At 35.5% G+C, this 26,250-nt stretch carries 26 protein-coding genes; 17 read left to right on the top strand and 9 right to left on the bottom strand.

Features of this window, described 5'->3' with window-relative positions:
* Positions 1 to 23: 23 nt before the first annotated feature.
* The 4 genes from HAV12_RS19985 to HAV12_RS19970 form a co-directional block, all read right to left on the bottom strand.
* Positions 24 to 356: a hypothetical protein gene (locus tag HAV12_RS19985; RefSeq protein WP_171571168.1), complete on the bottom strand. Its 333-nt coding sequence runs from the start codon at positions 354 to 356 to the stop codon at positions 24 to 26.
* 213 nt (positions 357 to 569) lie between these two features.
* Complete coding sequence (locus HAV12_RS19980) at positions 570 to 1,094, bottom strand: hypothetical protein (protein WP_240345198.1); 525 nt, start codon at positions 1,092 to 1,094, stop codon at positions 570 to 572.
* Between the two features lie 31 nt (positions 1,095 to 1,125).
* Complete coding sequence (locus tag HAV12_RS19975) at positions 1,126 to 2,517, bottom strand: hypothetical protein (RefSeq protein ID WP_171571166.1); 1,392 nt, start codon at positions 2,515 to 2,517, stop codon at positions 1,126 to 1,128.
* Positions 2,518 to 2,522: 5 nt separating this feature from the next.
* Positions 2,523 to 3,092, bottom strand: a complete 570-nt coding sequence (locus tag HAV12_RS19970; RefSeq protein WP_171571165.1) for a YceI family protein — start codon at positions 3,090 to 3,092, stop codon at positions 2,523 to 2,525.
* A gap of 493 nt (positions 3,093 to 3,585) precedes the next feature.
* Here HAV12_RS19970 and rlmN point away from each other — a divergent pair, with 493 nt between their 5' ends.
* Both rlmN and HAV12_RS19960 read left to right on the top strand, forming a co-directional pair.
* Positions 3,586 to 4,629, top strand: coding sequence for a 23S rRNA (adenine(2503)-C(2))-methyltransferase RlmN (rlmN, locus tag HAV12_RS19965; RefSeq protein WP_132037718.1), 1,044 nt, complete (start codon positions 3,586 to 3,588; stop codon positions 4,627 to 4,629).
* Between the two features lie 248 nt (positions 4,630 to 4,877).
* Positions 4,878 to 5,855, top strand: coding sequence for a polyprenyl synthetase family protein (locus HAV12_RS19960; protein WP_171571164.1), 978 nt, complete (start codon positions 4,878 to 4,880; stop codon positions 5,853 to 5,855).
* Positions 5,856 to 5,902: 47 nt separating this feature from the next.
* Here HAV12_RS19960 and HAV12_RS19955 read toward each other — a convergent pair whose 3' ends face one another.
* Positions 5,903 to 6,427: a GNAT family N-acetyltransferase gene (locus HAV12_RS19955; protein WP_171571163.1), complete on the bottom strand. Its 525-nt coding sequence runs from the start codon at positions 6,425 to 6,427 to the stop codon at positions 5,903 to 5,905.
* Between the two features lie 341 nt (positions 6,428 to 6,768).
* Here HAV12_RS19955 and HAV12_RS19950 point away from each other — a divergent pair, with 341 nt between their 5' ends.
* The 4 genes from HAV12_RS19950 to dnaG all read left to right on the top strand — a co-directional run bounded on the left by HAV12_RS19950 (position 6,769) and on the right by dnaG (position 11,356).
* A complete protein-coding gene (locus tag HAV12_RS19950; RefSeq protein ID WP_171571162.1) occupies positions 6,769 to 7,329 on the top strand; it encodes an RNA polymerase sigma factor in 561 nt (186 codons plus the stop codon).
* Entirely contained in the window at positions 7,316 to 8,035 is a 720-nt protein-coding gene (locus tag HAV12_RS19945) for a hypothetical protein (protein ID WP_171571161.1), read from the top strand. The genes HAV12_RS19950 and HAV12_RS19945 overlap by 14 nt, the downstream gene beginning before the upstream one ends.
* Before the next feature lie 81 nt (positions 8,036 to 8,116).
* The gene (locus HAV12_RS19940) at positions 8,117 to 9,169 is read left to right on the top strand and encodes a hypothetical protein (protein ID WP_171571160.1); all 1,053 of its coding nucleotides are present in this window, start codon (positions 8,117 to 8,119) and stop codon (positions 9,167 to 9,169) included.
* A gap of 126 nt (positions 9,170 to 9,295) precedes the next feature.
* Positions 9,296 to 11,356: a DNA primase gene (gene dnaG, locus HAV12_RS19935; RefSeq protein WP_171571159.1), complete on the top strand. Its 2,061-nt coding sequence runs from the start codon at positions 9,296 to 9,298 to the stop codon at positions 11,354 to 11,356.
* On the opposite strand, the gene HAV12_RS19930 is transcribed toward dnaG, so the two are convergent.
* Both HAV12_RS19930 and nadE read right to left on the bottom strand, forming a co-directional pair.
* Positions 11,353 to 11,982: a response regulator transcription factor gene (locus HAV12_RS19930; RefSeq protein ID WP_026730588.1), complete on the bottom strand. Its 630-nt coding sequence runs from the start codon at positions 11,980 to 11,982 to the stop codon at positions 11,353 to 11,355. The two genes, dnaG and HAV12_RS19930, sit on opposite strands and share 4 nt — an antisense overlap.
* Positions 11,983 to 12,074: 92 nt before the next feature.
* Positions 12,075 to 12,881: an NAD(+) synthase gene (gene nadE / locus HAV12_RS19925; RefSeq protein ID WP_171571158.1), complete on the bottom strand. Its 807-nt coding sequence runs from the start codon at positions 12,879 to 12,881 to the stop codon at positions 12,075 to 12,077.
* Positions 12,882 to 12,983: 102 nt separating this feature from the next.
* Between nadE and gldB the strand changes: the two genes are divergently transcribed.
* Both gldB and gldC read left to right on the top strand, forming a co-directional pair.
* A complete protein-coding gene (gldB, locus tag HAV12_RS19920) occupies positions 12,984 to 13,940 on the top strand; it encodes a gliding motility lipoprotein GldB (RefSeq protein WP_171571157.1) in 957 nt (318 codons plus the stop codon).
* Positions 13,940 to 14,275: a gliding motility protein GldC gene (gene gldC, locus HAV12_RS19915; RefSeq protein ID WP_026985662.1), complete on the top strand. Its 336-nt coding sequence runs from the start codon at positions 13,940 to 13,942 to the stop codon at positions 14,273 to 14,275. Before gldB ends, gldC begins: the two co-directional genes overlap by 1 nt.
* A 408-nt stretch (positions 14,276 to 14,683) precedes the next feature.
* Here the strand turns inward: gldC and yihA are convergent, their stop codons facing one another.
* Together yihA and HAV12_RS19905 are read right to left on the bottom strand one after the other, a co-directional pair.
* Positions 14,684 to 15,304 (bottom strand): ribosome biogenesis GTP-binding protein YihA/YsxC, encoded by a 621-nt coding sequence (gene yihA, locus HAV12_RS19910; protein ID WP_132037709.1) that lies wholly within the window; start codon positions 15,302 to 15,304, stop codon positions 14,684 to 14,686.
* 42 nt (positions 15,305 to 15,346) lie between these two features.
* The gene (locus HAV12_RS19905) at positions 15,347 to 16,111 is read right to left on the bottom strand and encodes an alpha/beta fold hydrolase (RefSeq protein ID WP_132037708.1); all 765 of its coding nucleotides are present in this window, start codon (positions 16,109 to 16,111) and stop codon (positions 15,347 to 15,349) included.
* A gap of 378 nt (positions 16,112 to 16,489) precedes the next feature.
* On the opposite strand from HAV12_RS19905, the gene HAV12_RS19900 reads away from it, so the two are divergent.
* The 9 genes from HAV12_RS19900 (at position 16,490) to HAV12_RS19860 (ending at position 26,208) form a co-directional block, all read left to right on the top strand.
* Positions 16,490 to 16,963: a division/cell wall cluster transcriptional repressor MraZ gene (locus HAV12_RS19900; RefSeq protein WP_127339382.1), complete on the top strand. Its 474-nt coding sequence runs from the start codon at positions 16,490 to 16,492 to the stop codon at positions 16,961 to 16,963.
* Positions 16,938 to 17,846, top strand: coding sequence for a 16S rRNA (cytosine(1402)-N(4))-methyltransferase RsmH (gene rsmH / locus HAV12_RS19895; protein WP_171571156.1), 909 nt, complete (start codon positions 16,938 to 16,940; stop codon positions 17,844 to 17,846). Before HAV12_RS19900 ends, rsmH begins: the two co-directional genes overlap by 26 nt.
* A 12-nt stretch (positions 17,847 to 17,858) precedes the next feature.
* Entirely contained in the window at positions 17,859 to 18,206 is a 348-nt protein-coding gene (locus HAV12_RS19890) for an FtsL-like putative cell division protein (RefSeq protein WP_132037706.1), read from the top strand.
* Entirely contained in the window at positions 18,197 to 20,206 is a 2,010-nt protein-coding gene (locus HAV12_RS19885; protein WP_171571155.1) for a penicillin-binding protein, read from the top strand. Before HAV12_RS19890 ends, HAV12_RS19885 begins: the two co-directional genes overlap by 10 nt.
* Positions 20,203 to 21,666: a UDP-N-acetylmuramoyl-L-alanyl-D-glutamate--2,6-diaminopimelate ligase gene (locus tag HAV12_RS19880; protein WP_171571154.1), complete on the top strand. Its 1,464-nt coding sequence runs from the start codon at positions 20,203 to 20,205 to the stop codon at positions 21,664 to 21,666. Before HAV12_RS19885 ends, HAV12_RS19880 begins: the two co-directional genes overlap by 4 nt.
* Positions 21,667 to 21,770: 104 nt before the next feature.
* A complete protein-coding gene (gene mraY / locus HAV12_RS19875) occupies positions 21,771 to 23,000 on the top strand; it encodes a phospho-N-acetylmuramoyl-pentapeptide-transferase (RefSeq protein ID WP_132037703.1) in 1,230 nt (409 codons plus the stop codon).
* 59 nt (positions 23,001 to 23,059) lie between these two features.
* A complete protein-coding gene (locus HAV12_RS19870; RefSeq protein ID WP_132037702.1) occupies positions 23,060 to 23,410 on the top strand; it encodes a four helix bundle protein in 351 nt (116 codons plus the stop codon).
* Between the two features lie 69 nt (positions 23,411 to 23,479).
* Positions 23,480 to 24,811 (top strand): UDP-N-acetylmuramoyl-L-alanine--D-glutamate ligase, encoded by a 1,332-nt coding sequence (gene murD / locus HAV12_RS19865; protein WP_132037701.1) that lies wholly within the window; start codon positions 23,480 to 23,482, stop codon positions 24,809 to 24,811.
* A 77-nt stretch (positions 24,812 to 24,888) separates the two neighbouring features.
* Positions 24,889 to 26,208, top strand: coding sequence for an FtsW/RodA/SpoVE family cell cycle protein (locus HAV12_RS19860; protein ID WP_171571153.1), 1,320 nt, complete (start codon positions 24,889 to 24,891; stop codon positions 26,206 to 26,208).
* Positions 26,209 to 26,250: the final 42 nt, after the last annotated feature.

Genomic DNA, 26,250 nt, shown 5'->3' with positions numbered 1-26,250 from the left:
TTTAATTTTGAATTCTAAAAAAATTATTTTTTCAAAGCTTCATTTACATCTTTAGCTGTTTTTACAGTTCCGTCCTTAGCTGCCTTTGCAGCTGCTTCGACTTTATCAGCCCCTTTTTTAGTGGCATCTTTTACGTCCTGTACAGCATTTTGTGAAGCTTCTTTAGCTTTAGCTGCAGCATTTTCTGCTTTGATTACAGCGCTGTCTTTTACTTGTTCGATATCATTTGTCAATGTATCTACTTTGTTGCCAAGGGTTAATTCTTCTTCAGGTTTGGTTTCTTTTTTATCTCCGCACGATTGTGCAGTGAATCCCAATAGAGCAACAAGAGCTAAGCTTAAAATTTGTTTTTTCATGATTAATTAAATTTTTAAAGTTGATAAAATATAAAGGTTATAAAGCTGAAAAAATAAAAGTACAAATTTTAAAATGATTGAGCTCTTTGTAAGATTATCTTTCTGTCGACAGAAAGACAATTCTCGTGCCAAAGTTTTAAGTTTTGTAAAGTTGAAGTAATTTTTTTTTTGAAGGAGAAAGAGAATAGCATAGATATGATGCTTTTTGAGATTCTAGTCCTTGTACAGATAAAAATTGATTACGATATCGTCTTTCACTTTTATTAAGCCAGCCATCTTTACCGGAGCTTTTAGTCCAATATCAGAAAATTTGAGATTTAGTGTTCCCTGAATTCTGTCGTTAGTAGTGTATAAGGGAAAGTCTTTGTATTTTAGTGTTTTATCCGTAATAAAAAAGCTTAGACTGCATTTGTAATTCTTGCCACATTGTTTTATATCTGTGATAGAAACGGTGCTATTAGGAAATTCTGTTGCCTTAACGGTACCTTGTAAATCTTTGGTCATTATTTTATTGCGACAATCAAAATTAGCCATTTTGATAGCGGTATTAAAAATGTTTTTTTTATTTGAATTTAAGAAAATGGTATCTTTTGTAGTAAAAGTATTGGAGCAATTGTAATGGCCCACAGTTGATAGTCCGGTAATTTCTATTTTAATTTTATTTATTACCAAAGTTGCATCGTCTGCGAAAAAAGTGGGTTTAGCACTTCCTAAGAAAAAGAAAGTTGCTAAACCCATAAGTAAAAATAGAGACTTTTTGAACATTTTATCAGAATGAAATTACTGCTTCGAACATAAGTCCTTTAAAGCTGCCGCCAAAAAGATCGTTTGGAGTGGCTCCGTTAAACTGAGAGAAGTTTTTATAGTTTTGATCTACATACTCTAATTTTGCCAGAATATTTTTAGTCATAAACCAGCCCGCTGCGCCTTCAAATCTGTTTATTTGAATAGACTGAGCGTTTGTGTTCGAAAGTTTTCCGTCGACTAAGTTGTATTTACCGCCCACATAAAATCTTTCATTTTCTCCAAAACGATACACTAATTCCCCTACATATTGATTTATTTTACGGGTAGCATCAGTTCCTTTAAAATCACCGCCGGAGGTAAACTCCAAAGTTCCAAAAAACTCAAGACCTTTATATTTGATAAAAGGGTTTACCATGTATGACGTTGCCCAGTTTCCGTATCCGGGATTAAATCTTCCTGTGTCCTTGTTTGCTGTAGGATCAAAGTTGTTTGCAACAGTATTAACTGTAGTTCCTGTAGCAGGATCTATGATAGCATATTCAGAATGGCTCATTACACCATAAAAACGACTTCCTGCTCTGTCGGAAGAATATAAATTTCCGCTGGAATTAGCCGTGTGATAATAAGATCCTGTTAGTCTGATTCTTAAATCCTCATTAACTTGTTTGTCCCAGCCTAATTTTGCCAGAATAGAAGGGCTGATAGTGGTGTTGGAATCCGGTTTTGCAGGCGTTGCAGCTGCCGGAACAATTTCCTGAACATTTTGATTTAGTTTAGAGTTCGTAACTCCAATCATACTCACAAATCCACCTCTGTTATAATAAACTTCGGCTCCCATTTCTGTACTAAAGGCATCCATGATGTTATTCCCTACGAATGGATTCATAATTGCATTTCCGTTGTCAGATCTTCTAAAGTGAGCATCACCATAGTTATTTTCCATCTGACCAATCTTGATCGTTGTATATTGCATAAAATCAGCCAGAAAATCTTTTTTAATGAAGTCCAGTTTATCAATTTGCAAATAACCTCCTTTAACCCAGGTTTCATTATGATGTCTTGAAGCCAGATACACATCTAAGTTAACGCGAACACCATCATATAGTTGGGCACCAATCGTGAAGTTGGCATTTGGTAAATTAAAATTGTTTTCCAGATTGTTTAATCTGTAATTTGGCGCAGAAGCCAAATTCTTCTGATCGTTAAACGAATTTAAAGCCTGAAACTGAAGTGCAAAAGCCGCTCCCATATCAACACTAATTCCTTTGTAAGCAATGGTGTCTTTTTTAACGTCAAATTGATTAATGCCTTTCTGATTTCTGGGAATTTGATTTTGGATATGTCCAAAATTAACTTGTGCACTAATAGTAAATGTGCTTACGAATGCTATAAACAGGATATAATTTTTTTTCATGGCGTTTATAAATTAAAGTTCAAATTAAATTTTAAGGTTAAATCTTGTCCCGTTTTAATGGTTCCAAGCATTGCAGTTGGTGATTTCATTCCAAAATCCCCAAAAGTGATTTTATTAGATCCCTGCAGGTTTAATCCTCCTTTGATAATAGTTGTTTTTACAGTTGTTTTAAGATCTTTACTTATCCCGGCAATAGTATACGTTCCGGTTAATTCCCAAGTGTTTTCGTTTACTTTTTCTGCAGATTTCAAAACATATTTAATGTTTTTGTTTTTATCTGTTTTCAAAGTTTTATAAGCCACTTTATCCATGCTTTTTTTCTCGCTTTTAATGCTTTCAGCCAGGAGGGTGATAGAGAGCGATTCAATATCCGTTAATTTTGAATTGGCAATTGTAAAACCTGCCGCTCCTGTTCCGGAACCCGACTTCATTTCCCAATCATGTAATGTTGAAGTTCCGGATACGGAAAAAGCGGATTTAGCATCTAATGTATACGATCGCTGTGCCGATACAAATGACGTAATTCCTAAGAATGTCACTATAAATGCGAATAATTTGATTTTTTTAGTTTTCATTTTGTCATGTTTTTGTTTAAAAAAGTATAAGTTAAAAAGGGATCGATTTCATTTAGTACTAAGGTTTCTATCTTAACTCGATTCAAAGATCTGCCCATAATACGGTTGGTTTTATGATAAAAATCATTGTTAAAATTTTATTAAAATATTTAATTAATAACTACAACGTTTTCTCTCTTAAGCAGCTTGGGTTATAAAAAATAAGTCTCTGCACCTTAGTACAGAGATTTGTTTTAATTATTCAAAAATTTAGCTAATGGTTAGTATTTTATTAAAAACTTATACTAAAAAAACAAAGAAGTGGTTTTGGCGCAGTGTTTCTTTTTGAAACATGAAAAAAGAAACAATTCGTAAAAAAAGAAGTAAGTGTTGACAGGTTTTGGTTTCAGTAGAACGATGGAAATTTTCAGGAAAATAAGTTTCGCATTTTTGATATTCAATAAGAATGGTTATAAAATAAGGAAAAAATAACAAAAGTGATTAACTTTGCACCATGCAAATCGAGAAAAAAGACATACGAGCTTTATCAAAAGATCAATTACGGGATTTTTTTGTCGCCAATAACGACAAAGCTTTCCGTGGTAACCAGGTCTATGAATGGTTATGGAGTAAAGGAGCACACAGTTTTGATGATATGACCAATGTAGCGAAACCTACCAGGGCCATGTTGGAGGATAATTTTGTAATCAACCATATTAAGGTAGATACCATGCAGCGCAGCAGTGACGGAACCGTAAAAAATGCCGTTCGTTTACATGACGGTCTGGTGGTAGAGTCTGTTTTGATTCCTACCGAAACCAGAACAACAGCCTGTGTTTCAAGCCAGGTGGGCTGTAGTCTGGATTGTAATTTCTGTGCGACCGCAAGATTAAAAAGAATGCGAAATCTGGAACCGGGAGAAATCTACGATCAGGTTCTGGCAATAGATAAGGAAAGCCGTCTGTATTACAATCATCCGCTTTCCAATATTGTTTTTATGGGAATGGGTGAGCCTCTGATGAATTATAATAATGTTATCAAAGCCATCGATATGATTACCTCGCCGGAAGGTTTGGGAATGTCACCAAAACGAATCATGGTGTCAACATCCGGAATTCCGAAGATGATTAAAAAAATGGCCGACGACGATGTGAAATTCAAATTAGCAGTTTCTTTACACTCTGCGATTGATGAGATTCGTGCCCGGATCATGCCTTTCAGTAAAAATTTCCCTTTAGCGGATTTACGGGAAGCATTAGAATACTGGTATAGAAAAACCAAAAACAAAATCTCCTACGAGTATGTGGTCTGGAAAGGAATCAATGACGATAAAGCTTCCATTGATGCCCTGGTTAAATTTTGTAAATATGTGCCTTGTAAGGTCAATTTAATCGAATACAACCCAATTGATGACGGTGAATTTCAACAGGCTTCAGAAGAATCTATTCTGGCGTATATAAAAGCCTTAGATAATATTGGAGTAGTTTGTAAAGTACGCAGAAGCCGCGGAAAAGATATTGATGCTGCCTGCGGACAACTGGCGAATAAGGAAGGATAAGTTTTCTAATTTCAAAATAAATAAAAAGCATTAAAAACGAGAGTTATTCTTGTTCTTAATGCTTTTTTGGGCAAAAAAGGATTATTATTGTTCAGCTCTGTTTGTTTCCGTAATAAAAGTAGAAGTCAGTTTTGGTATTAAATCAGGAATGCTTTTGGTCTGTTTTCTTAATTATTCTGTAAATTGTTAGTATACTAACCTAAAATAGACAACGTTTTTTTATTTAAAATAGTATATTTGAAATCGAAATGAATATTACTTCTCAAATAAAACAGCCCATCTTTAACGAGATGGAACTTTTTGAAAAAAAGTTCCACGAATCGATGACTTCAAAGGTCGCACTGCTAAACCGTATTACCTATTATATTGTAAACAGGAAAGGAAAACAAATGCGTCCGATGTTTGTTTTTTTAACCTCCAAGATGGTTTCAGGAGGTGTTGTAAACGAAAGAACCTATCGCGGAGCATCCGTAATTGAGCTGATTCATACAGCAACTTTAGTACACGATGATGTTGTGGACGATAGTAACCGCCGTCGCGGATTTTTCTCGATCAATGCACTTTGGAAAAACAAAATTGCGGTTTTGGTTGGAGATTACCTGCTTTCAAAAGGACTGCTGCTTTCTATTGATAATGGCGATTTTGATTTGCTTCGAATTATTTCTGTTGCCGTTCGCGAAATGAGTGAAGGAGAATTACTTCAAATCGAAAAAGCCAGAAGACTGGACATTACCGAAGCTATTTATTACGAAATTATCCGAAAAAAAACCGCAACACTTATTGCAGCTTGCTGTGCACTTGGTGCAAAATCGGTAATTGAAGACGATATTCAGGTCGAGAACATGCGCAAGTTTGGAGAGCTTATCGGAATGGCTTTTCAAATTAAAGATGACTTATTCGATTATAGCGAAGAAGCCATCGGAAAACCAACCGGAATTGATATTAAGGAACAAAAAATGACTTTGCCTTTAATTCACGTTTTAAACACCTGCACACCTCAGGAAAAAAAGTGGCTGATTAACTCCATCAAAAACCACAATAAAGACAAAAAACGCGTCAAAGAAGTGATTGCTTTTGTAAAGGATAATAATGGTTTGGCTTACGCCGAAAACAAAATGGTCGAATTCCAGCAGGAAGCACTTGCATTACTCCAGAACTTTGAAGATTCTGAATACAAAGACGCTTTGATTTTGATGGTGAATTATGTTATTGAGCGAAAGAAATAAGGTCAGGTTTTTATTCAGAAATCCTATTCCTTTTGCTTTAAAGTAATTTACGGTTTCAATTGCAACTTCATCATGATATCCGTCTGTTCATCATTTCCTAATCTGAAAATGTGTTTGTCAAATTCTGTAAAACCATTTTTCTTATAGAAACTCAGTGCTCTGTGATTTTCTTCCCAAACACCTAACCATACATAATCTACATTTTTATGTTTGGCCACTTGAATTGCTTTTTCATAAAGAATCTGACCTACACTTTGACCGTGATATTCTTTTGGCACATAAATTCTTTCGATTTCCAATGCTTTGCTGTCCTTCAATTCTGTTTGGGATGCTCCGAAGTTTAGTTTTAAATATCCAATGATAGCAGTATCAAGAACAGCGAAATAAAATTCAGAGTCGGTGTTGTTGAGCTCAGCCGTCAGCTTTTCTATTGAAAAATGCTCCTCTAAATATTTGTTCATGTCCTCTTCAGAATTGTCTCCTGAAAAAGTCTCGGAAAAAGTTTGCTTGCCTATTTGCTGTAATTGATCAATATCGTTTAGGGTTACTTTTCGGATGTCAATATTTTTCATTTTATGCTGAAGTGTTTCTTTATGGGATTTTAGCTGTAATTTCTACAGTTTTATTACATTCAAAAATACCAAATTAGAATACGGTTTGCAACTCAAAGGATAACTTTCGATTAACTTTGTTTCCGAGTGGTATTATTCCGGTAAAAATAATTACATTTTTTGAATTTTATGAAAATTTGTATTTAATTGTCTATCAATACTGTAATGTTGGTATTTGGAGTTTTACCGATAATTATTGGATTTGGAATTTAAATATTTTTCCCTTCATGCAACCATTTTACAACTTCACTCGTCTATGCTAATAGAAGACTATTCCAAAAACAAAACCAGAACGCTTATTAATGAAAATTATTCGTTTACATCAAGAAGAAACCGAAATCATAAAGTTGGCTGTCGAAAATAATCGACAAGCGCAACAACAGATTTATAGTCGGTTTTCATCAAAAATGCTGAGCGTTTGCCGACAATATATAAAAGACATTCAGTTGGCTGAAGATGTAATGATAACTGCCTTTATGAAAGTGTTTACCAATTTAAACAAATTTGAAAACAAAGGAAGTTTTGAAGGCTGGATCCGCCGAATCATGGTTAACGAATGTATATCATATTTAAGAGTTCAGAAGAAAGTGAAATTTGCCGAAGATGAGCTTTATACGGAAGAAAGTTTTAATGCCATCGACAGCCAGTTTTCGACAGATCAGATTCAGTTTTTAATAGATGCTTTACCGGATGGCTATAAAATGGTTTTCAATTTATATGCGATCGAAGGTTACAAACACAATGAGATCGCAAAGATGTTAGGAATTAATGAAGGAACATCGAAATCGCAATTATCGCACGCCAGAAAAATGCTGCAAACACAAATTAATACTTTAAAAAAACAAGATAATGGAACCGAATAATTTTGAAAAGGATTTCCGTGAAAAACTAAATCAGCGCAGGATTGAACCAAGCGAAAAAGCCTGGGACCGATTAGATGCCATGTTGAGTGTCGCCGAAGAAAAGAAACCAAAAAAGAAAAACAGATGGTTGTATATCGCCGCCAGTATTGTGGGGTTTTTAATGGTAGGGACTTTCTTTTTTAATCAGGAAAAAAAGGTAGAACTTCAAAAAAATCAAGTGGTTATTGAAGATAATAGTCAAAAAGATTCCGTTGTTAAACTAGGTTTTAAAGAGACAGATGCGAATAAAGACCAAATAGCAGTTTCAGAAAAAGAACCAACTCAGGACGCAGGCGATTCAAAAAAAGAAGAAAAAATTTCAAATCAAAAAACACATAAAACAGTTAATAATAGTACCAATACAATAGCGGAGTTTTCAGTCATCAATCAAAAAAATCAACAATCACCATCCCTTAACAATCAAATTACGGCACCTGAAACAGTTAAAAACGAAACGGCAGATCAGTTGCTAAACACTGCAGAAAAAACTGTGGTTGCAGAAAATACGGTTAAACCCAAAACAAAAATTAAAGTCAACGCCAGCGATTTATTAAATCAGGTCGATGGCGAATTGGAACTTTCGTTTAGAGAAAAAGTAATTACCAAAGTCAATAAAAACTACCAAACCGTAAAAGTCGCGCTGGCAAACAGAAATCAGAAGGAATAAAAAATAAACAATCAACCATAAACGATCAAACAATTAAAAAATATCATCAATCATCAATCAATTTTAAAAAATCAATCAATCATGAAAAATTTTACTATTTATCTCGTAATCCTTGTTTTCTTATTTGTAAGTAAGGTATTGGGTCAGGAAACTTTTGAGTCAAGAGCAAAGCAAATTGCCAATAAAATCGAGAAAGTCACCAAAGAAGAAAAACAAGCATTAAAAGAAGAAATCGAAGCTGTAAATGTTCAGTTGTCAGAAGGCAAAATTACGCAGGAGCAAGCGGATAAACGCAAAAAAGAACTGGCTGAAGCAAGAGCCGTAATTATTGAAGAAAAAGTTACTTTAGCCCAAAACGAACTTAATGATTTGGTACAGCAAAAAGTAGATGGCAAAATCAAAGAAGGAGATTCGATCAACAAACATACTCTGATTATTCATTGGAACGATAAAGACTGGAGCGGTAAGAAAAGAAGCAAAGATTCTATTCACGGTGAAAAAAGAACCACCTCGCAGTTTGTATTTGCAATGGGTTTAAACAATACAATGATCGACGGAAAACTTCAGGATTCCAGGTATAGTTTTATAGGGTCGCATTTTTACGAATGGGGTTTTACCTATAATTCAAGATTAATGAAAAATGATAATTTGTTACATGCCAAATACGGTCTTTCGGTAATGTATAACAATATTCGTCCAACGGATAACCGCAGTTTTGTGGTAGACGGAAATCAGACTAATCTTGAAGTGAACGCGATAAATATGGATGAATCTCGTTTTAGAAATGTGTATATCGTTTTGCCGGTGCATTTGGAATTTGATTTTACAAGACCAAAAGAAAGTAATGGAAAGACCTATTTCAAAACACATAAAAGTTTCCGTTTCGGGATTGGAGGTTACGCGGGAATTAATGTAAAATCCAAGCAAATCCTAAAATTTGAAGAGGAAGATTTAAAATATAAAACCACTATAAAAGGCGATTATAATGTAAATAATTTTATTTACGGACTGAGTTCCTACGTTGGTTATAAAGAAATGAGTTTGTATTTAAAATATGATTTGAATCCTTTATTTCAGGATAATTTAATCGATGAAAATAATATTTCACTAGGGTTACGATTTGATTTGAATTAAGTATGAGTAAGTTTAGTTAGTGAGAAGTGCTTCGGGAGAAGCACTTTTTTTTATTTGAAATCGTTACATTTCAGGGAAGATTTTGTTTACTTTTACAGGCTCTCAACTTTAAAAATATTTTACGTTTTGATTTCACAAAATACAATTGATACTGTTTTTGAAACTGCTCGTGTAGAGGAGGTTATTGGTGATTTTGTCAATTTAAAACGAGCCGGAAGTAATTTCAAGGGATTGAGTCCTTTCTCTGACGAGCGCTCTCCGTCGTTTATGGTGTCGCCTGCCAAAGGAATCTGGAAAGATTTTAGTACCGGAAAAGGAGGGAACTCTGTTAAATTCCTAATGGAGCACTCCCAGTTTACCTATCCGGAAGCCATTCGCTATCTGGCCAGGAAATACAATATTGAGATTGAAGAAACAGAACAAACCGATGCTGAAAAAGCCATGACCGATGTTCGCGAAAGCATGTATCTGGTCTCGGAATTTGCAAAAGAATATTTTCATAAAACACTTTTAAATTCAGAGGAAGGAAAGGCAATCGGACTTTCATATTTTAAGGAAAGAGGGTTTACCAATGAAACCATCAAAAAGTTTTCTTTAGGTTATTCACCGGAAACATGGGATGCCCTGACCAAAGAAGCTTTGGGTAAAGGATACAAACTGGAATTCCTGGAAAGTACCGGTCTGACAATTGCCAGAGAAGATCGTCCTTTTGACCGTTTTAAAGGTCGTGTGATGTTCCCTATAGAAAGTATGTCCGGACGTGTATTGGGTTTCGGAGGGCGTATTTTAACAAATGATAAAAAAGCGGCGAAATACTTAAACTCGCCGGAAAGTGATATTTACCATAAAAGTAAAGTACTTTACGGAATTTTTCAGGCCAAACAATCCATAGCAAAACAGAACAATTGTTATTTGGTTGAAGGGTATACAGATGTAATTCAGTTTCATCAGGCCGGAATAGAAAATGTTGTGGCTTCATCCGGAACAGCTTTAACGCCGGATCAGATCAGGCTGGTCAATCGACTGACTAAAAACATCACTGTTCTTTTTGATGGAGATGCTGCCGGATTGCGCGCGTCGATCCGTGGAATTGATTTGATTCTGGAGGAAGGAATGAACGTAAGGGTTTGTGCTTTTCCTGACGGAGAAGATCCGGATAGTTTTGCCAGAAAAAATTCGCATGACGATTTAGTGGCTTATCTGGAAGAAAACAGCAAAGATTTTATCCAGTTTAAAGCCTCGCTCTTAATGAAAGATGCTAAAAACGATCCGATAAAGAAAGCCGATTTGATCAGGGATATGGTAACGAGTATTTCTAAAATACCGGATCGTATCCAACGTGAAATTTATACTCAGGAATGTGCTAGAATTATGGATATTTCCGAGCAGGTATTGGTCAGTACTTTGTCTCAGTTGATTCAAAAAGATCTTGCAGAAGTTAATAAAAAGCAAAAGCAGGAACAAAAACCTTTTGAAGTTTACAGAAACCAAAAATCAAAAAATACCGGATATTCAGGAGGAGATCCTGAAGATCCAAGAAATGGGCCACCGGAGGATTATCCGGGAGAGCCGGGATTTCTGGAACAAACCACAGAAAAAGTTGATATATTGTACCGTTTAGAACGAAAAGTGATTGAGATTCTTTTGCTTTACGGAGATAAAACGGAAATATTTGAAGATGTACTTTTAAAAAGCAATGAAGAAGGCGAAATCGAAATGGTTTCTGAAAAAAGGGAATATAAAGTGCATCAACGCATTTATCTGAGTTTGCAGGAAGATGAAGTAGAGCTTTCGAATAATTTGTTTCGGGATATTTTTACGGATATCATGGCTTTCTATCACCAAAATGAAAAATTCAGTCTTGAACAATATTTAATGCGTTTGCAGCCTGATTTTGCTCAGGAAGTAACTGATATTTTAATGGAAGATGAAAAAGTGTCACTGCACAATTGGGAAGGACAGAATATTTTTGCGAAAGACAAACAGGCGGGTATCAGTCAATATGTGACCGAAACCATTATGTCTATGCGCTGGTATTTGGTTGATAAAATCATAGAGGAACTAAAAAGCTCTATACAACCTGATAATTCAGATAATACAGAGCTTTTGTCTATGGTCGTTGATTACTCGAAGTTAGTTAATGCTTTTTCAAAAAAACTAGGAAGAGTAATGTCGCGATACCATTAAATAATTTCTAAAGTCTTAGCTTTATTAACTAAGTCAACTAAATTAGTAACATTTAATTTAGTCAATAATCTTAGTTTGTAAGTACTGATCGTTTTTTCGTTCAGATTTAAGATTTTAGAGATTTCATTGTTTTTCTTACCGTCACTCAGGTAACGTAAAACTTCAATTTCACGATTCGAAAGTTTTCTGTAAAGACGTTCGCTTTTGCTTTGTTTAGCAATAAGGGCCATGTTTTTGCGAACAGTTTCGTTGATAATGATTTTTCCTTCATGTACTTTAATAATAGAAAGACCTAATGTTTCAAGTTTTTCTGTTTTGTGTACATACCCGGAAACTCCTGCTTTAATAGCATTTGGAGCATACATTTGTTCAGCCAGGTCGCTGAAAATCACAATTTTTGTCTTTGGGAAATTTTTTAGGATCGATTTAACTTCAAAGATGCTCGAAAGACCTTCTAACTCTAAGTCTAGAATTAGGATATCAATCTCCTTCGTCTGAAGAATATCTCTAACCATTGAAAAATTGCCGACATTGGCAACAATTGAAATTTGATCGTGGTCTTTAAAATAAGACTTAACGCCAAAGTGCGTAACAGGATGATTGTCTGCTAGACATACTTTAATCATAATTTTACCTTTTTAGAATTGTTCATGTTTTTTGGAACGGTAAAATTAATAAATAAATTCTGTAATTAATTACACACAAATGTTAAAAAGTTTTATTTTAACGTTTTTGGTATTAAACAAACCGGAATTGCATCCATTTTATGCTTGTTGCTGGTGTTTAAACGGTTATAAATTTCAAAGACAGATTTTTCTCTCCCGTTGAAGTCAGCTGGCGTCTTTCCTGACTCCGCGGCCAACATCGCCCATTCAAGTTCATCGTAACTGGCGCCTAATTGGTCTTCATCTGTTCTGTTGTCCCCAAATAATCCATCTGTGGGTGCAGCCGTTAAAATTGATTCCGGAATTGCTAAAAATGCCCCCAAAGCATACACATCTGACTTCATTAGGTCCGCAATTGGACTTAAATCGACTCCGCCGTCGCCATATTTGGTATAAAATCCTACACCAAAATCCTCTACTTTGTTTCCTGTTCCGGCAACTAAAAGGCCGTTAATTCCTGCTAAATAATACAAAGAAGTCATTCGCAAACGAGCACGTGTATTCGCTAATGCTAAACTTACTTTAGCATGATCATCTGTTTTGGGTACAGAGGTCTTAAAAGCTTCAAAAACAGCAGTCAGGTCAGTTTGTGTATTCGAAACATTCGGGAAGCGCTTTTTTAATTGTTCAATATGCTCTCTTCCTCTTGAAACCTGATTCTCTGCCTGGTGAATTGGCATTTCAACACATAAAACTTGTAATCCTGTCTGGGCGCATAAGGTAGAAGTAACCGCAGAATCAACTCCGCCCGAAATTCCGATTACAAATCCGTTTACTTTTGCTTTAGTAGCGTAATCTTTTAGCCACTCTACGATGTGAATATTTACTTTTTCTGTTTGAATGGTACTTTTTTTAGTCATAATAGGTCAGGTTTTAAGATACAGGAATGTATATTTGCAGAATTATTTTTTTAAGTATGAACAATACTTGAATTCCAGCAACACAAATCTAATTAAAATAAAATGAAAATTTATCGCTTTATAGTGCTTCTGTGCTTGTTTTTTTTGTCTTGTGATCAAAAAAGCAAAGTCGAAAAAGAAGTTGAAGAAATTCCTGTAGATATTAAAGTGGAACGTTTTGACAAAGTGTTTTTTGAAACCAAACCCGAAGATTTAGCTAAGGTAAAAAGACAATATCCGTTCTTTTTTCCTCCGGGCAATGATGATGGTGTCTGGCTCAAAAAAATGCAGGATCCGATCTGGAGAGAAGTGTATACGGAAGTTCAGAAAAAATACTCGAATTTTGAACCGGTAAGAGAAGAATTTAACAGCTTGTTTCAGCACGTAAAGTATTATTTTCCAGAAGTTAAAATTCCTAAAGTGATCACTGTAATTTCTGAGATGGATTACAATGCCAAAGCAATTTACGCAGATAGTCTGGTTATTGTTTCATTGGAATTGTATCTGGGAAAAGAGCATAAGTTTTATGAGTTTCCCAATTATCTGAAACAAAATTTTGAAGAAAGACAAATTATGCCCGATGTGGTGTCGAGTTTTGCGTTCAGAAAAATTTCAGGCTCATCCGACAGAAGCCTGCTTTCCCAGATGATTTTTGAAGGAAAGCAATTGTACGCAAAAGATTTACTGTTACCACAATATACAGATGCTGAAAAAATGGGCTACACACCGGAACAAATTAAGTGGTGTGAAGAAAACGAAAGCTATATGTGGCGTTACTTTATAGAAAATCAACTCTTGTATAGCGATGATCCAAAATTAAATACCCGATTTATAGCACCTGCACCGTTCTCTAAATTCTTTCTTGAAATCGATAATGATTCTCCGGGAAGAGTCGGATCCTGGATTGGCTGGCAAATGGTACGTTCTTACATAAAAAATAATAAAGCAACCCTTTCGGAATTGCTAAAAACAAATGCAAAAGAGATTTTCGAAAAGTCAAAATATAAACCTAAGAAATAATGTCAGATACAATAAACTCAGAAATTAAATTCAATATAGAATTAGATGAAAACCGTGTTCCGGAAAAACTAACGTGGAGCGCTCAGGACGGAGGAGTTCAGGCGGAAGAAGCCAAAGCCATCATGTTGTCTATTTGGGACAGTAAAGCCAAAGAAACGATGCGTATTGACTTGTGGACAAAAGATATGCCGGTAGATGAAATGAAAATTTTCTTTCACCAGACATTAGTTGCCATGTCAGATACTTTTAAACGTGCTACAGACGACGAGAAGATGTCAGATACAATGAAAGATTTCTGTGATTATTTTGCAGAAAAGCTGGAATTGACAAAATAAATTCTTTCAGGAAATTCCAATCCCAAAGCCTCGTTATAAATTCCAAATTCCAACATCGAAAGGAAATTCCAATACTAAAAAATCCCAAATTCCAATTGTAAGGTGGGATTTGGGATTTTTTATTTTGTGAAACTTCCTGTCTGTCACCCTGAGCGAAGTCGAAGGTTTGGAATTTAGATTTTTTTTTATTTGTTGTCATTCCGAGGAACGAGGAATCACATCCAATATTCGACAACAGTATGTGCTCAGCGCATGCGATTCCTCGTTCCTCGGAATGACAATATTGAGGTTGCATTGTGCAACTTCCAATATAAAAAATCCCAAATTTCAATTGTAAGACTGGAATTTGGGATTTCTTTATTGTAATTTTTAAAAATGTTGGAATTTGGAATTTTAAAAATTTGGAATTTAAAACTGACTGTTGTTTTTAAAAACTTCCTGATTCACTTCATCAATATAATTTAAAACCTCGTCTTTTCCGGTTTGCTCTGTGGCGGATGTCACAAAATAATGTGGCATTTCTTCCCAGTTATTGGCAAACATTTGTTTTTTGTAGGCAGCAATGTGAGAATCAATTTTGGTCTTGCTGATTTTGTCGGCTTTCGTAAAAATGATACAAAACGGAATTTCGCTTTCTCCCATATATGACATAAATTCAATATCGATGTTCTGCGCTTCGTGACGAATGTCAATCAGTACAAAAGCACAAACCAGTTGTTCTCTTGTTTCGAAGTAATCCGTAATAAATTGCTGGAAAACCGATTTTGTTTTTTTGGATACTTTAGCATAACCATAGCCGGGTAGATCGACCAAGAACCAATTGTTGTTAATCTTAAAGTGATTAATTAACTGTGTTTTTCCGGGCCTTCCTGAAGTTTTAGCTAAGTTTTTATGATTGGTAAGCATGTTGATTAACGATGACTTACCTACGTTTGAGCGGCCGATAAAAGCATATTCCGGCAAAAAATCCTGTGGACATTTTGCAACTTCAGAATTGCTGATAATAAATTCGGCGGTATTAATTTTCATGATGTTTAATTTTAAAACCTCCTGTAAGAAGAAAGTTGAGTGCTATAAATTCTTTTTAACGAGCCACTCTTCAAGAATATTATTAAATTCCTGAGGATGTTCCATCATAGCAGCGTGCCCACATTTGTCTATCCAATACAAAGTTGAATTAGGCAATAATTTATCAAATTCTTCAGCCACATTAGGAGGCGTTACGGCGTCATTTTTACCCCAGATAATACAGGTTTCCACTGTCATTTTTGGTAAATCTTTTGCCATATTATGACGAATTGCGCTTTTGGCAATAGTCAGTGTTTTAATTAGTTTGATGCGGTCATTTACAGTAGCATATACTTCATCGATTAATTCCGGAGTAGCTATTTTCGGGTCATAAAAAACATCTTCAGCTTTCTTTTTGATGTATTCGTAGTCCCCTCTTTTCGGATAACTGTCTCCCATAGCGCTTTCGTAAAGACCGGAACTTCCTGTTATGACAAGTCCGGCAACTTTCTCAGGATATAATTTGGTGTGATAAAGTGCAATATGTCCGCCTAATGAATTGCCTAATAAAATAACTTCGTCAAAACCTTTGAAAGTGATAAAGTCCTTTACGTATTTCGCAAAACTCTTTACGTTAGTTTTTAAAATGCTCTGAGTGTAGATTGGCAAATCAGGGATAACGACTTTGTATCCTTTTGTTGGAAAATATTGCGCTACAGCATCAAAGTTACTTAGGCCTCCCATTAAGCCATGTAAGATAACGATAGGAGTTCCTTCACCAGCTTCATAATAGCTGTACTTGCCTTCTTTTTTGTAGTGTTTGTCCATTTAATTTAATGCCAATTTCAATTTGGACAAATATAGGGTTAAAAAAATAAAAATGAATTTTTGCCACCCTTTTTTAACTAGATAATTTTTGTCGAATTACTAAGTCCTTAAAAGTCAGCTTTTAGAGGTGGTATTTGACTTGATATAGAATGTTAAAACATTTGCATAATTGTTAGTTTTTTAAGAGAAAGGCTATCTATTTTTTGCAATTGTTAAACAATAATGTCTTCAAAATATTTTATATCTAACGTGTTGATTGTCTATTAATTAATCGTTCAGGGGTGAAAGTGGTTAAACTTATCAACAAAGTGGTATAAAGTGGTAGAATGTGGTATTTTTTTTTATATTTTTGCTGTACAACTATAGTAAAACATTTTCTTGAACACAATTGTAGGAACATATGAGTGTAAGGTCGATGCTAAAGGGAGGCTAATGATGCCTGCGCCTTTGAAAAAGCAATTGGCTTCTTCTCTTCAAAACGGATTTGTTTTGAAGCGCTCTGTTTTTCAACCGTGTCTGGAGTTGTATCCGATGGAAGAATGGGATTTGATGATGCAGAAAATCAACAAACTGAATCGTTTTGTAAAAAAGAACAATGATTTCATCAGAAGATTTACGGCAGGAGTGAAAGTGGTAGAAATTGATGCGTTGGGAAGATTACTGGTTCCGAAGGATTTAGTAGCTTTTTCAGGTATTGCTAAAGATGTTGTTTTCTCATCTGCGGTTAATATTGTAGAGATTTGGGATAAAGATTTATATGAAAAATCAATAAGCGGCGAAGATATGGATTTTGCAGATCTGGCCGAAGAAGTAATGGGAAATATTAATGACGACGACAATGGAATATCATAATCCGGTTTTGCTTCATCCGACAGTTGATGGTTTAAATATTAAGCCTGATGGTGTGTATGTAGATGTTACGTTTGGCGGCGGTGGTCATTCGAAAGAAATTTTGAACAGACTGGGGCCAAACGGAAAATTATTTGCTTTCGATCAGGATGAAGATGCGTTGGCAAATGCGTTGCCGGACGAAAGGTTTACCTTAATTAATGAGAACTTCAGATTCATAAAAAGATTTTTGCGTTTTCACGGTGTTAAATCGGTAGATGGAATTTTAGCCGATTTAGGCGTTTCATCCCATCAGTTTGATGTTCCCGAAAGAGGTTTTTCAACACGTTTTGATGCCGGACTGGATATGAGAATGAGTCAGAAAAATGATTTAAATGCGTATCGCGTAGTGAATGAATATGAAGAGCAGGATTTACGTCGTGTTTTTTATGATTACGGAGAATTGAAAAACGCTCCGGTTTTGGCAAGAACAATTGTAGAAGCCAGAGAGCATTTACCCATTAAGACGACAGATGAACTGAAAGAAGTGCTGGCCAAATATTTACCGGAAAGAGTCCGAAACAAAATACTGGCGCAGATTTATCAGGCGATTCGAATCGAAGTAAATCAGGAAATGGACGTTCTGAAAGAATTTATAGAACAATCATTAGAGATTCTGAATCCGGGAGGAAGATTATCTGTGATTTCGTATCATTCTTTAGAGGACAGGCTGGTAAAAAGATTTATTAAAAACGGAATGTTTGAAGGGGAGCCGGAACGTGATTTTTTTGGAAATTTCTCGGTTCCGTTTAAAACAATCGGAAAACTGATTGTTCCTGATGATGCTGAAATCAAGATCAACAACAGGGCAAGAAGTGCAAAATTAAGAATTGCTGAAAAGGCATAATGTATAGGTAAGATGAAAGGTGGAGTATTTGGCATATTAAAAGCAAGATTTCTGATTAACGATGACGCAGTAAAAAACTGGAGATTCATTGTTTTTATCATTTTGCTAGCAATAATAATGATTGCTAATACGCAGCGATACGAGCAAAAAGTGTTTGAAATTGCAAAATTGAATAATGATGTAAAAGAATTGCGATCAGAATTTGTAGATCGACGTTCAGAGTTAATGAAATTGAAAATGGAGTCAACGATATCGGATAAGATGCTCGAAAAGCAAATTTTCCCATCAACCGTACCTCCTGTGAAAATAGAAGTCAAAAAAGAAGAAGATAAAAGTTTCCTTAAAAGAATATGGCAGTAGACGATAAACATATATCCTACAGAATTTACCTCGTAGCAGTTTTCATCTTTTTGATGGCAATTGCTATTGTTGTTAAATTGACCAATATTCAATGGGTGGAAGGGGATTATTACAGGAAATTGGCAAAACAGCGTACCGTTCGAAATTTTGTAATTCCGGCAAACAAAGGAAATATATATTCGGCAGACGGGAGTTTACTGGCAACCTCTATTCCGAATTACGAAATTCGATTTGATGCCAAAGCGCCAAAAACAGAAACTTTCGAAAAACATGTAAAAGCCTTATCGGATTCTTTGGCAACTGTATTAGACAGGCCGGGAGGTTATTACGAGCAGGAATTAAGAAAAGCCCGAGCCAATAAAAATCGTTATTATTTGATTGCCCGAAATTTGAGTTACACGGATTATGTAAAAATTAAAGGTTTTCCATTATTCAATTTAGGTGCTTTTAAAGGCGGGATTATCATCGAACAGGAAACGGTCAGAAAACATCCAATCGGGAAAATTGCCGAAAGAACTATTGGTTACGACCGAATTGACCCTGCAACAGGAGTAGAAGTCGGTAAAGGAATTGAATGGGCTTTCAAAAGTTACCTGAATGGGACAGACGGTAAAATTTTAAAACAAAAAATTGCAAAAGGACAGTGGAAGCCTATTCGTGATGTCAATGAAGTGGATCCTCAGGATGGTTTTGATGTGATTTCGACAATTGATGTTTTTATCCAGGATATCGCGCATCACGCTTTGTTGAAACAACTTCAGGATTATGAAGCAGATCATGGTTGTGTCGTGGTTATGGAAACAGAAACAGGACATGTAAAAGCAATTTCGAATTTAGGAAGAGCAGAAGACGGATCGTATTATGAAACCACAAATTACGCTGTTGCAGAATCTCATGAGCCGGGATCGACTTTTAAATTAGTTGATTTAATGGCAATTTTAGAAGATAAAGTAGCCGATACAAGTACTGTTTTTGATAGTCACAACGGACAAGTGAAATATTATGGCCGTTCTGTTACTGATTCACACAGAGGAGGTTATGGTAAAGTTTCATTAGCACGTGGTTTCGAACTCTCGTCCAATACAGTAATGGTTCAGGCGGTTTATGAAAATTACAAAAACAATCCATCCAGGTTTGTGAATCACATTAAGAGTTATGGGTTAGATAAACCATTAGGATTGCATTTTAAAGGAGAAGGAAGGCCTTATATACCACAACCCGGAGACAAACATTGGTCAGGAATTTCACTTCCGTGGATGGCTTTTGGATATGAAGTTTCAGTTACACCAATGCAAACACTGGCATTTTACAATTCGGTTGCCAATAACGGCGTAATGGTAAAACCGCAGTTTGTATCTGAAATTAAAGAATGGAACAAAACAATTAAAAAATTCGATACAGAAGTGATTAATCCAAGGATTTGTTCACCGGAAACGATTAAAAAATTAAGAGCTGTTTTATTGAATGTGGTTAAAAAAGGAACGGCTTCTAAATTGTATTCGAAAGATTTTTCGATGGCAGGAAAAACTGGAACGGCCCAGATGAATTATGGAGGAAAAGAAGGAAAATCAGCATTGTATTATGCCTCTTCTTTTGTGGGCTATTTTCCGGCGGATCATCCTAAATATTCTTGTATTGTAGTGGTTCATAAACCCAATACATCAAAAAATAATTATTACGGAGCAGACGTTGCGGGGCCGGTTTTTAAAAGAATCGCCCAGAAAATATTTACAGATGCGCCTTCCACCAATAAAATCAAACAACTGGACTTGAGAATTCCAAAACAGGAAAACAGTTATAACGAATATTACGCCAAAGCGGAAAAGAAGACAAAACAAATTCCTGATTTAAAAGGAATGCCGGGGATGGATGCCATTGCTTTACTGGAAAACTTAGGTTTAAAAGTAAAAGTAAACGGAGTAGGAAAAGTAAAGAAACAGTCGTTGCAGGCTGGACAGCAGATTAGTAAAAACGAAACAATAGTATTAGAATTATCGTGAAAATACTGAAAGACATATTATACAAAGTAGCTATTGAATCTGTAACAGGTTCGACGGATATCGATATACACAAAATTGAGTTTGATTCCAGAAAAATCGAAGAAAAGGATGTTTTCGTAGCCATTCGCGGATCGCTTTCCAATGGTCATGATTTTATTGAAAAAGCAATTCAATTGGGTGCTGTTGCGATTATTTGTGACGAGCTGCCGGCGAATCTTGAAAAAGGAATTACTTACATAAAAGTTTTAGACACCAATTCGGCTTTGGCTTTTATGGCGGCTAATTATTTCGGAAATCCTTCTGAAAAATTAAAATTAGTGGGCGTAACAGGTACAAACGGAAAAACAACCATTGCTTCCTTATTGTTTCAATTGTTTGAAAAAGCAGGTTTTAAGGTTGGTTTGTTGTCAACGGTAAAAATCATGGTGGATGCAACCGAATATAAAGCAACACATACTACGCCGGATTCGATCACCATCAATCATTATTTAAATGAAATGATTGAAGCGGGAGTGACACATTGTTTTATGGAAGTGAGTTCACACGGAATTCATCAGAAACGTACTGAAGCTTTGCATTTTGTGGGTGGAATTTTCACGAATCTGTCACACGATCATTTGGATTACCATCCAACTTTTGCAGAATACAGAGATGTGAAAAAGTCATTTTTTGATTCACTGCCCAAAACAGCGTTTGCCTTATCCAATAGTGATGACAAAAACGGAGCGGTAATGTTACAGAATACCGTTGCCAGAAAATTTACCTATGCCCTGAAATCGTATGCTGATTTTAAAGCACAGATTTTAGAAAGTCAGTTATCAGGTTTATTGTTAAAAGTAAATGATAATGAAGTTTGGGTAAAACTAATCGGAACTTTTAATGCATACAACGTTCTGGCAATTTACGGAACTGCCGTAGAATTAGGAATGGACAGTCTCGAGGCATTGCGCTTACTGTCTGATTTAGAAAGTGTTTCGGGCCGTTTTCAGTATATAGTTTCAGAAGGAAACATTACAGCAATTGTGGATTATGCACATACACCGGATGCTTTGGACAATGTTTTAAAGACAATTAATGATATCCGTACCAAAAACGAACAATTGATAACCGTTGTGGGTTGTGGCGGAAACAGAGATAAAACAAAAAGACCCATTATGGCAAAAATTGCTACAGATCTTAGTGACAAAGCAATTTTAACCTCTGACAATCCAAGAAATGAAGATCCGGAGGTGATTTTAGATGAAATGGAAAAAGGAGTTGAAGCTCATAATTATAAAAAAACAGTAAGAATTACCGATCGAAAACAAGCTATTAAAACAGCCTGTCAATTGGCTCAGCCCAATGATATTATATTAATTGCAGGAAAAGGTCATGAAACCTATCAGGAAATAAATGGTGTTCGCCATCATTTTGATGATATGGAAACCATCAAAGAAATATTAGATCAACTGGGGAAATAACAAAATAATAATTTCAAATTTCAAATTCCAAAATCCAATTGAAACGTTGGAATTTAAAAAACTGGAATTTAAGTTTCAAAAACGAAATTTAAAATAAAAGATATATGCTATACTATTTATTTGAATATTTAGACAAAACATTAGACATACCGGGAACGGGTGTTTTTCAGTATATCACTTTCAGATCGGCTTTGGCATTCTTGCTTTCGTTGCTTTTGTCTACGATTTACGGAAAAAGAATCATCAACTTTTTGCGTAACCAGCAAGTGGGTGAAACGGTTCGTGAGTTAGGTCTTGCCGGTCAGAATGAAAAAGCGGGAACTCCGACAATGGGAGGACTGATTATCATTTTTGCCACACTTGTGCCTGTTTTGTTATTTGCACGTCTGCATAATATTTACATCGTGCTGCTGATTGTTACTACCCTTTGGATGGGAACTATTGGTTTTGTGGATGATTATATTAAAATATTCAAAAAAGACAAACAAGGACTTAAAGGGATTTTTAAAGTTATCGGTCAGGTAGGTTTAGGAATTATTGTCGGGGCAGTATTGTATTTCAATCCGGCTGTAACAGTAAGAACAGATACCGGAAAAACAGATATTTATAAAAATGTAAGCACAACAGTAGTTTTGCCTGCACCGGTTGAAGAAAAATCAACGGCAACAACAATTCCTTTTGTCAAAAATAACGAGTTTGATTATGCTGAAATTTTAGCTTTTACAGGTGAAGGATATGAGAAATGGGCCTGGCTTATTTTTATTCCCGTGGTTATTTTTATCATTACGGCTGTTTCTAACGGAGCGAATTTAACAGATGGAATTGACGGACTCGCCGCAGGAACCTCGGCCATCTCCGTTTTGGCACTCGGGATTTTTACGTTTGTATCAGGAAATATATTTTTTTCAAACTATCTCAATATTATGTACATCCCCAATTCGGGAGAAATGACGGTTTTTATATCTGCTTTTGTAGGTGCGCTGATCGGATTTCTCTGGTACAATTCTTACCCCGCCTCTGTTTTTATGGGAGATACGGGAAGTTTGACAATTGGAGGAATTATTGCAGTTCTGGCAATTGCAGTTCGTAAAGAATTATTGATCCCGCTTTTGTGTGGTATCTTTTTAGTAGAAAATTTCTCAGTGGTTTTGCAGGTAAGTTATTTCAAATTTACCAAAAAACGTTACGGCGAAGGCCGCAGAATTTTCCTGATGTCGCCATTGCACCATCACTATCAGAAAAAGGGATATCACGAAAGTAAAATTGTGACCCGATTTTGGATTGTCGCGATCATGTTAGCCATATTATCAATCGTTACTTTAAAATTAAGATAATGTTCAATGAAAAATTGAGAATTAAAAATTAAAAATTAAAAGTTAACAGTTCTTATAAAATGAAAGAAAATATTATTCAGGATAAATCATTTCTTTTTGCGGTTAGAATAATCAATTTGTACAAATATCTAACCACTAAAAAAAAGGAATTTGTCTTGAGTAAACAGATTTTAAGATGTGGAACTTCAATTGGGGCAAACATTGAAGAGTCAATTGGAGGACGTTCTGATAAAGAGTTTTTATTTAAGCTTGAAATTTCATATAAAGAAGCGAGAGAAACAATTTATTGGCTGAAATTGTTAAAAGCAACAGATTATATCTCTGTAAGTGAATTCGACAGCATCTTTGGTGAGGCTGATGAAATCTGCAGAATATTAGCAAAAATTATAATAACCCTAAAAGGAAAATAAGAATTGGATTGAAAGCCTGATTTGAAAAGTTTTTTAATTTTTAATTCTCAATTTTTAATTACATAGCGTATGAGATTAGTTGTTTTAGGAGGTGGAGAAAGTGGTGTAGGTACCGCTATTCTCGGGAAGAAAAAAGGGTACGATGTTTTTGTGTCTGATTTTGGAAAAATAAAAGAAAGCTATAAAGAAGTTCTTATCATTAACGGGATTGCATGGGAAGAAGAAAAACATACTGAGGACCTGATTTTAAACGCCGACGTGGTGATGAAAAGTCCGGGAATTCCGGAAAAATCGCCCATAGTAAAAAAACTGATCGCTGCAGGAATTAAAGTAATTTCAGAAATCGAGTTCGCCAAACCTTTTACAGAAGCATTAACTATCGGAATTACGGGTAGTAACGGTAAAACGACAACCACGATGCTAACACATCATTTGTTGAAATCCGCAGGTTTAAATGTTGGTTTAGGAGGAAACATCGGAAAAAGTTTTGCCTGGCAGGTAGCCGAGAATAAATTCGATGCCTACGTGCTCGAGTTAAGTAGTTTTCAGCTCGACGGAATTATAGAATACAGACCTGATATTGCCATAATTACCAATATTAGTCCGGATCATTTGGACCGGTACGAATATAAATATCAAAATTACATCGATTCAAAGTTTCGAATAACAATGAATCAGACCGAAAGCGATTACCTTATTTACGATGCAGACGATGAGGCAATTGCAGAATGGTTAAAAAATAACAAAACAAAAGCAAAATTAATTCCTTTTTCATTGTCAAAAAAATTCGATGAGGGAGCTTCTATAAATAACAACAAAATGGAAATAAAGATCAACCAAGAAGAGTTTACAATGGAAACAGAATACATTGCGTTAGAAGGAAAACATAATACGAAAAACGCAATGGCAGCAAGCTCTGTAGCAAAATTGATGCAAATTAGAAATGCAACAATCCGCGAAAGTTTATCTAATTTTCAAGGTGTGGAACACCGTTTGGAAAAAGTATTAAAAATTCAGAACGTACAATATATCAACGATTCAAAAGCAACAAATGTAAACGCTACATTCTTTGCTTTAGATAGTATGAACGTTCCGACAGTCTGGATTGTTGGTGGAGTTGATAAAGGAAACGATTACAACGAGCTGATGTCATTAGTCCGTGAAAAAGTAAAAGCAATTATCTGTTTAGGAGTAGACAACAGAAAAATCATTGAAGCTTTTGGAAATGTTGTTGACATCATGGTGGAAGTAAACAATATGAGCGATGCCGTAAAAACAGCACAGCGTTTAACAGAAAAAGGAGATGCGGTTTTATTGTCTCCGGCCTGCGCCAGTTTCGATTTATTCGAAAACTACGAAGATAGAGGGAAGCAGTTTAAGCAAGCGGTACACAACTTGTAGAAAATAGTTTAAAGTTTCAGGTTTCACATTACGAGGAACTTGAAACCTGAAACAAGAAAAACCTGAAACAAAAAATTATGAAAGAGCTGGTAAACAAACTAAAAGGAGATAGGGTAATATGGTCATTCGTGGCTTTATTAGCGCTGTTTTCGTTTATGCCTGTTTTTAGTGCGAGTAGTAATCTGGCTTATATTGGTCATGGAACCGGAAATACATTAGGTTATCTGGTAAAACATCTGGCACATATTTGTATCGGATTCCTGATTATTTATTGGGTGCATAAAGTGCCGTACCATTATTTCAGGGCCATTTCTAAAATAGCATTGCCCGTTGTATGGATCCTGCTGCTTTATACATTGCTAAAAGGAACAGTAATTGCAGGAGCAAATGCAAGTCGTTGGATTCAGGTTCCGTTTATCGGAATCACGTTTCAGACGTCAACGCTGGCCTCTATAGTATTGTTCATCTATGTTGCCCGTTATTTGTCAAAAACAAAAGAAGAAAATGAGCCGTTTCAAACGTCATTAGTACAGCTTTGGCTGCCGGTTTTTATAACATTGGCATTGATTTTACCGGCGAATTTCTCGACCACCGCATTGATTTTTTCAATGGTAATTATGCTGACATTTATCGGAAAATATCCCTTAAAATACATTGCATTCATTATAGGTTCAGGAGTGGCAATGCTGCTTTTTTTCCTTCTGATTGCAAAAGCATTTCCGGAATCAAGATTTTTCAGCAGGGTAGGAACATGGGGAAGTCGTATTGAAAACTTTACGACAGATAAACCCGATGAAGATGATTATCAGATTGAAAAAGCAAAAATTGCAATTGCATCCGGAAGATTTGGAGGTTTAGGGCCTGGAAAAAGCGTTCAGAAAAACTTTTTGCCACAATCCTCTTCAGATTTTATCTATGCCATTGTTGTGGAAGAATATGGTTTGGTTGGCGGTGTTTCGATATTGCTTTTGTACTTGTTACTGTTGTTTCGATTTGTGATCGCATCACACAAAGCCAATACACTATTTGGAAAATTAGTAGTCGTCGGACTCGGTTTTCCAATGATCTTTCAGGCGATGATCAATATGGCGGTTGCCGTTGAATTATTACCGGTAACAGGGCAGACACTTCCGTTAATCAGTAGTGGAGGTAGTTCGATCTGGATGACCTGTTTCTCTCTCGGAATTATCATTAGCGTAACCAAGAAAGAGGAAGAAATTGTAGAAGAACAACAGGAAAAAGAAAGAAGAAAAGAAGCACTTCAAAGATTGATTGATAAAGAACTGGCCGAAGAAGATTTGCCTGTTGACGAAAGAGAAGAAATATACGAAGAAGAGCAGCTGTACTCCATTGCAGATAATTCCAGAAATCCAATGCATGCAGTTTTAAATAAATAAGATTACAAAGAATAATTTTTAAAAAGAATAACTTTTAAAAAT

The sequence above is a fragment of the Flavobacterium sp. CLA17 genome (assembly GCF_013112255.2).
In the GTDB taxonomy this organism is placed as follows: Bacteria; Bacteroidota; Bacteroidia; order Flavobacteriales; family Flavobacteriaceae; genus Flavobacterium; species Flavobacterium circumlabens.
This window is presented reverse-complemented; position numbering and strand designations above follow the sequence as displayed.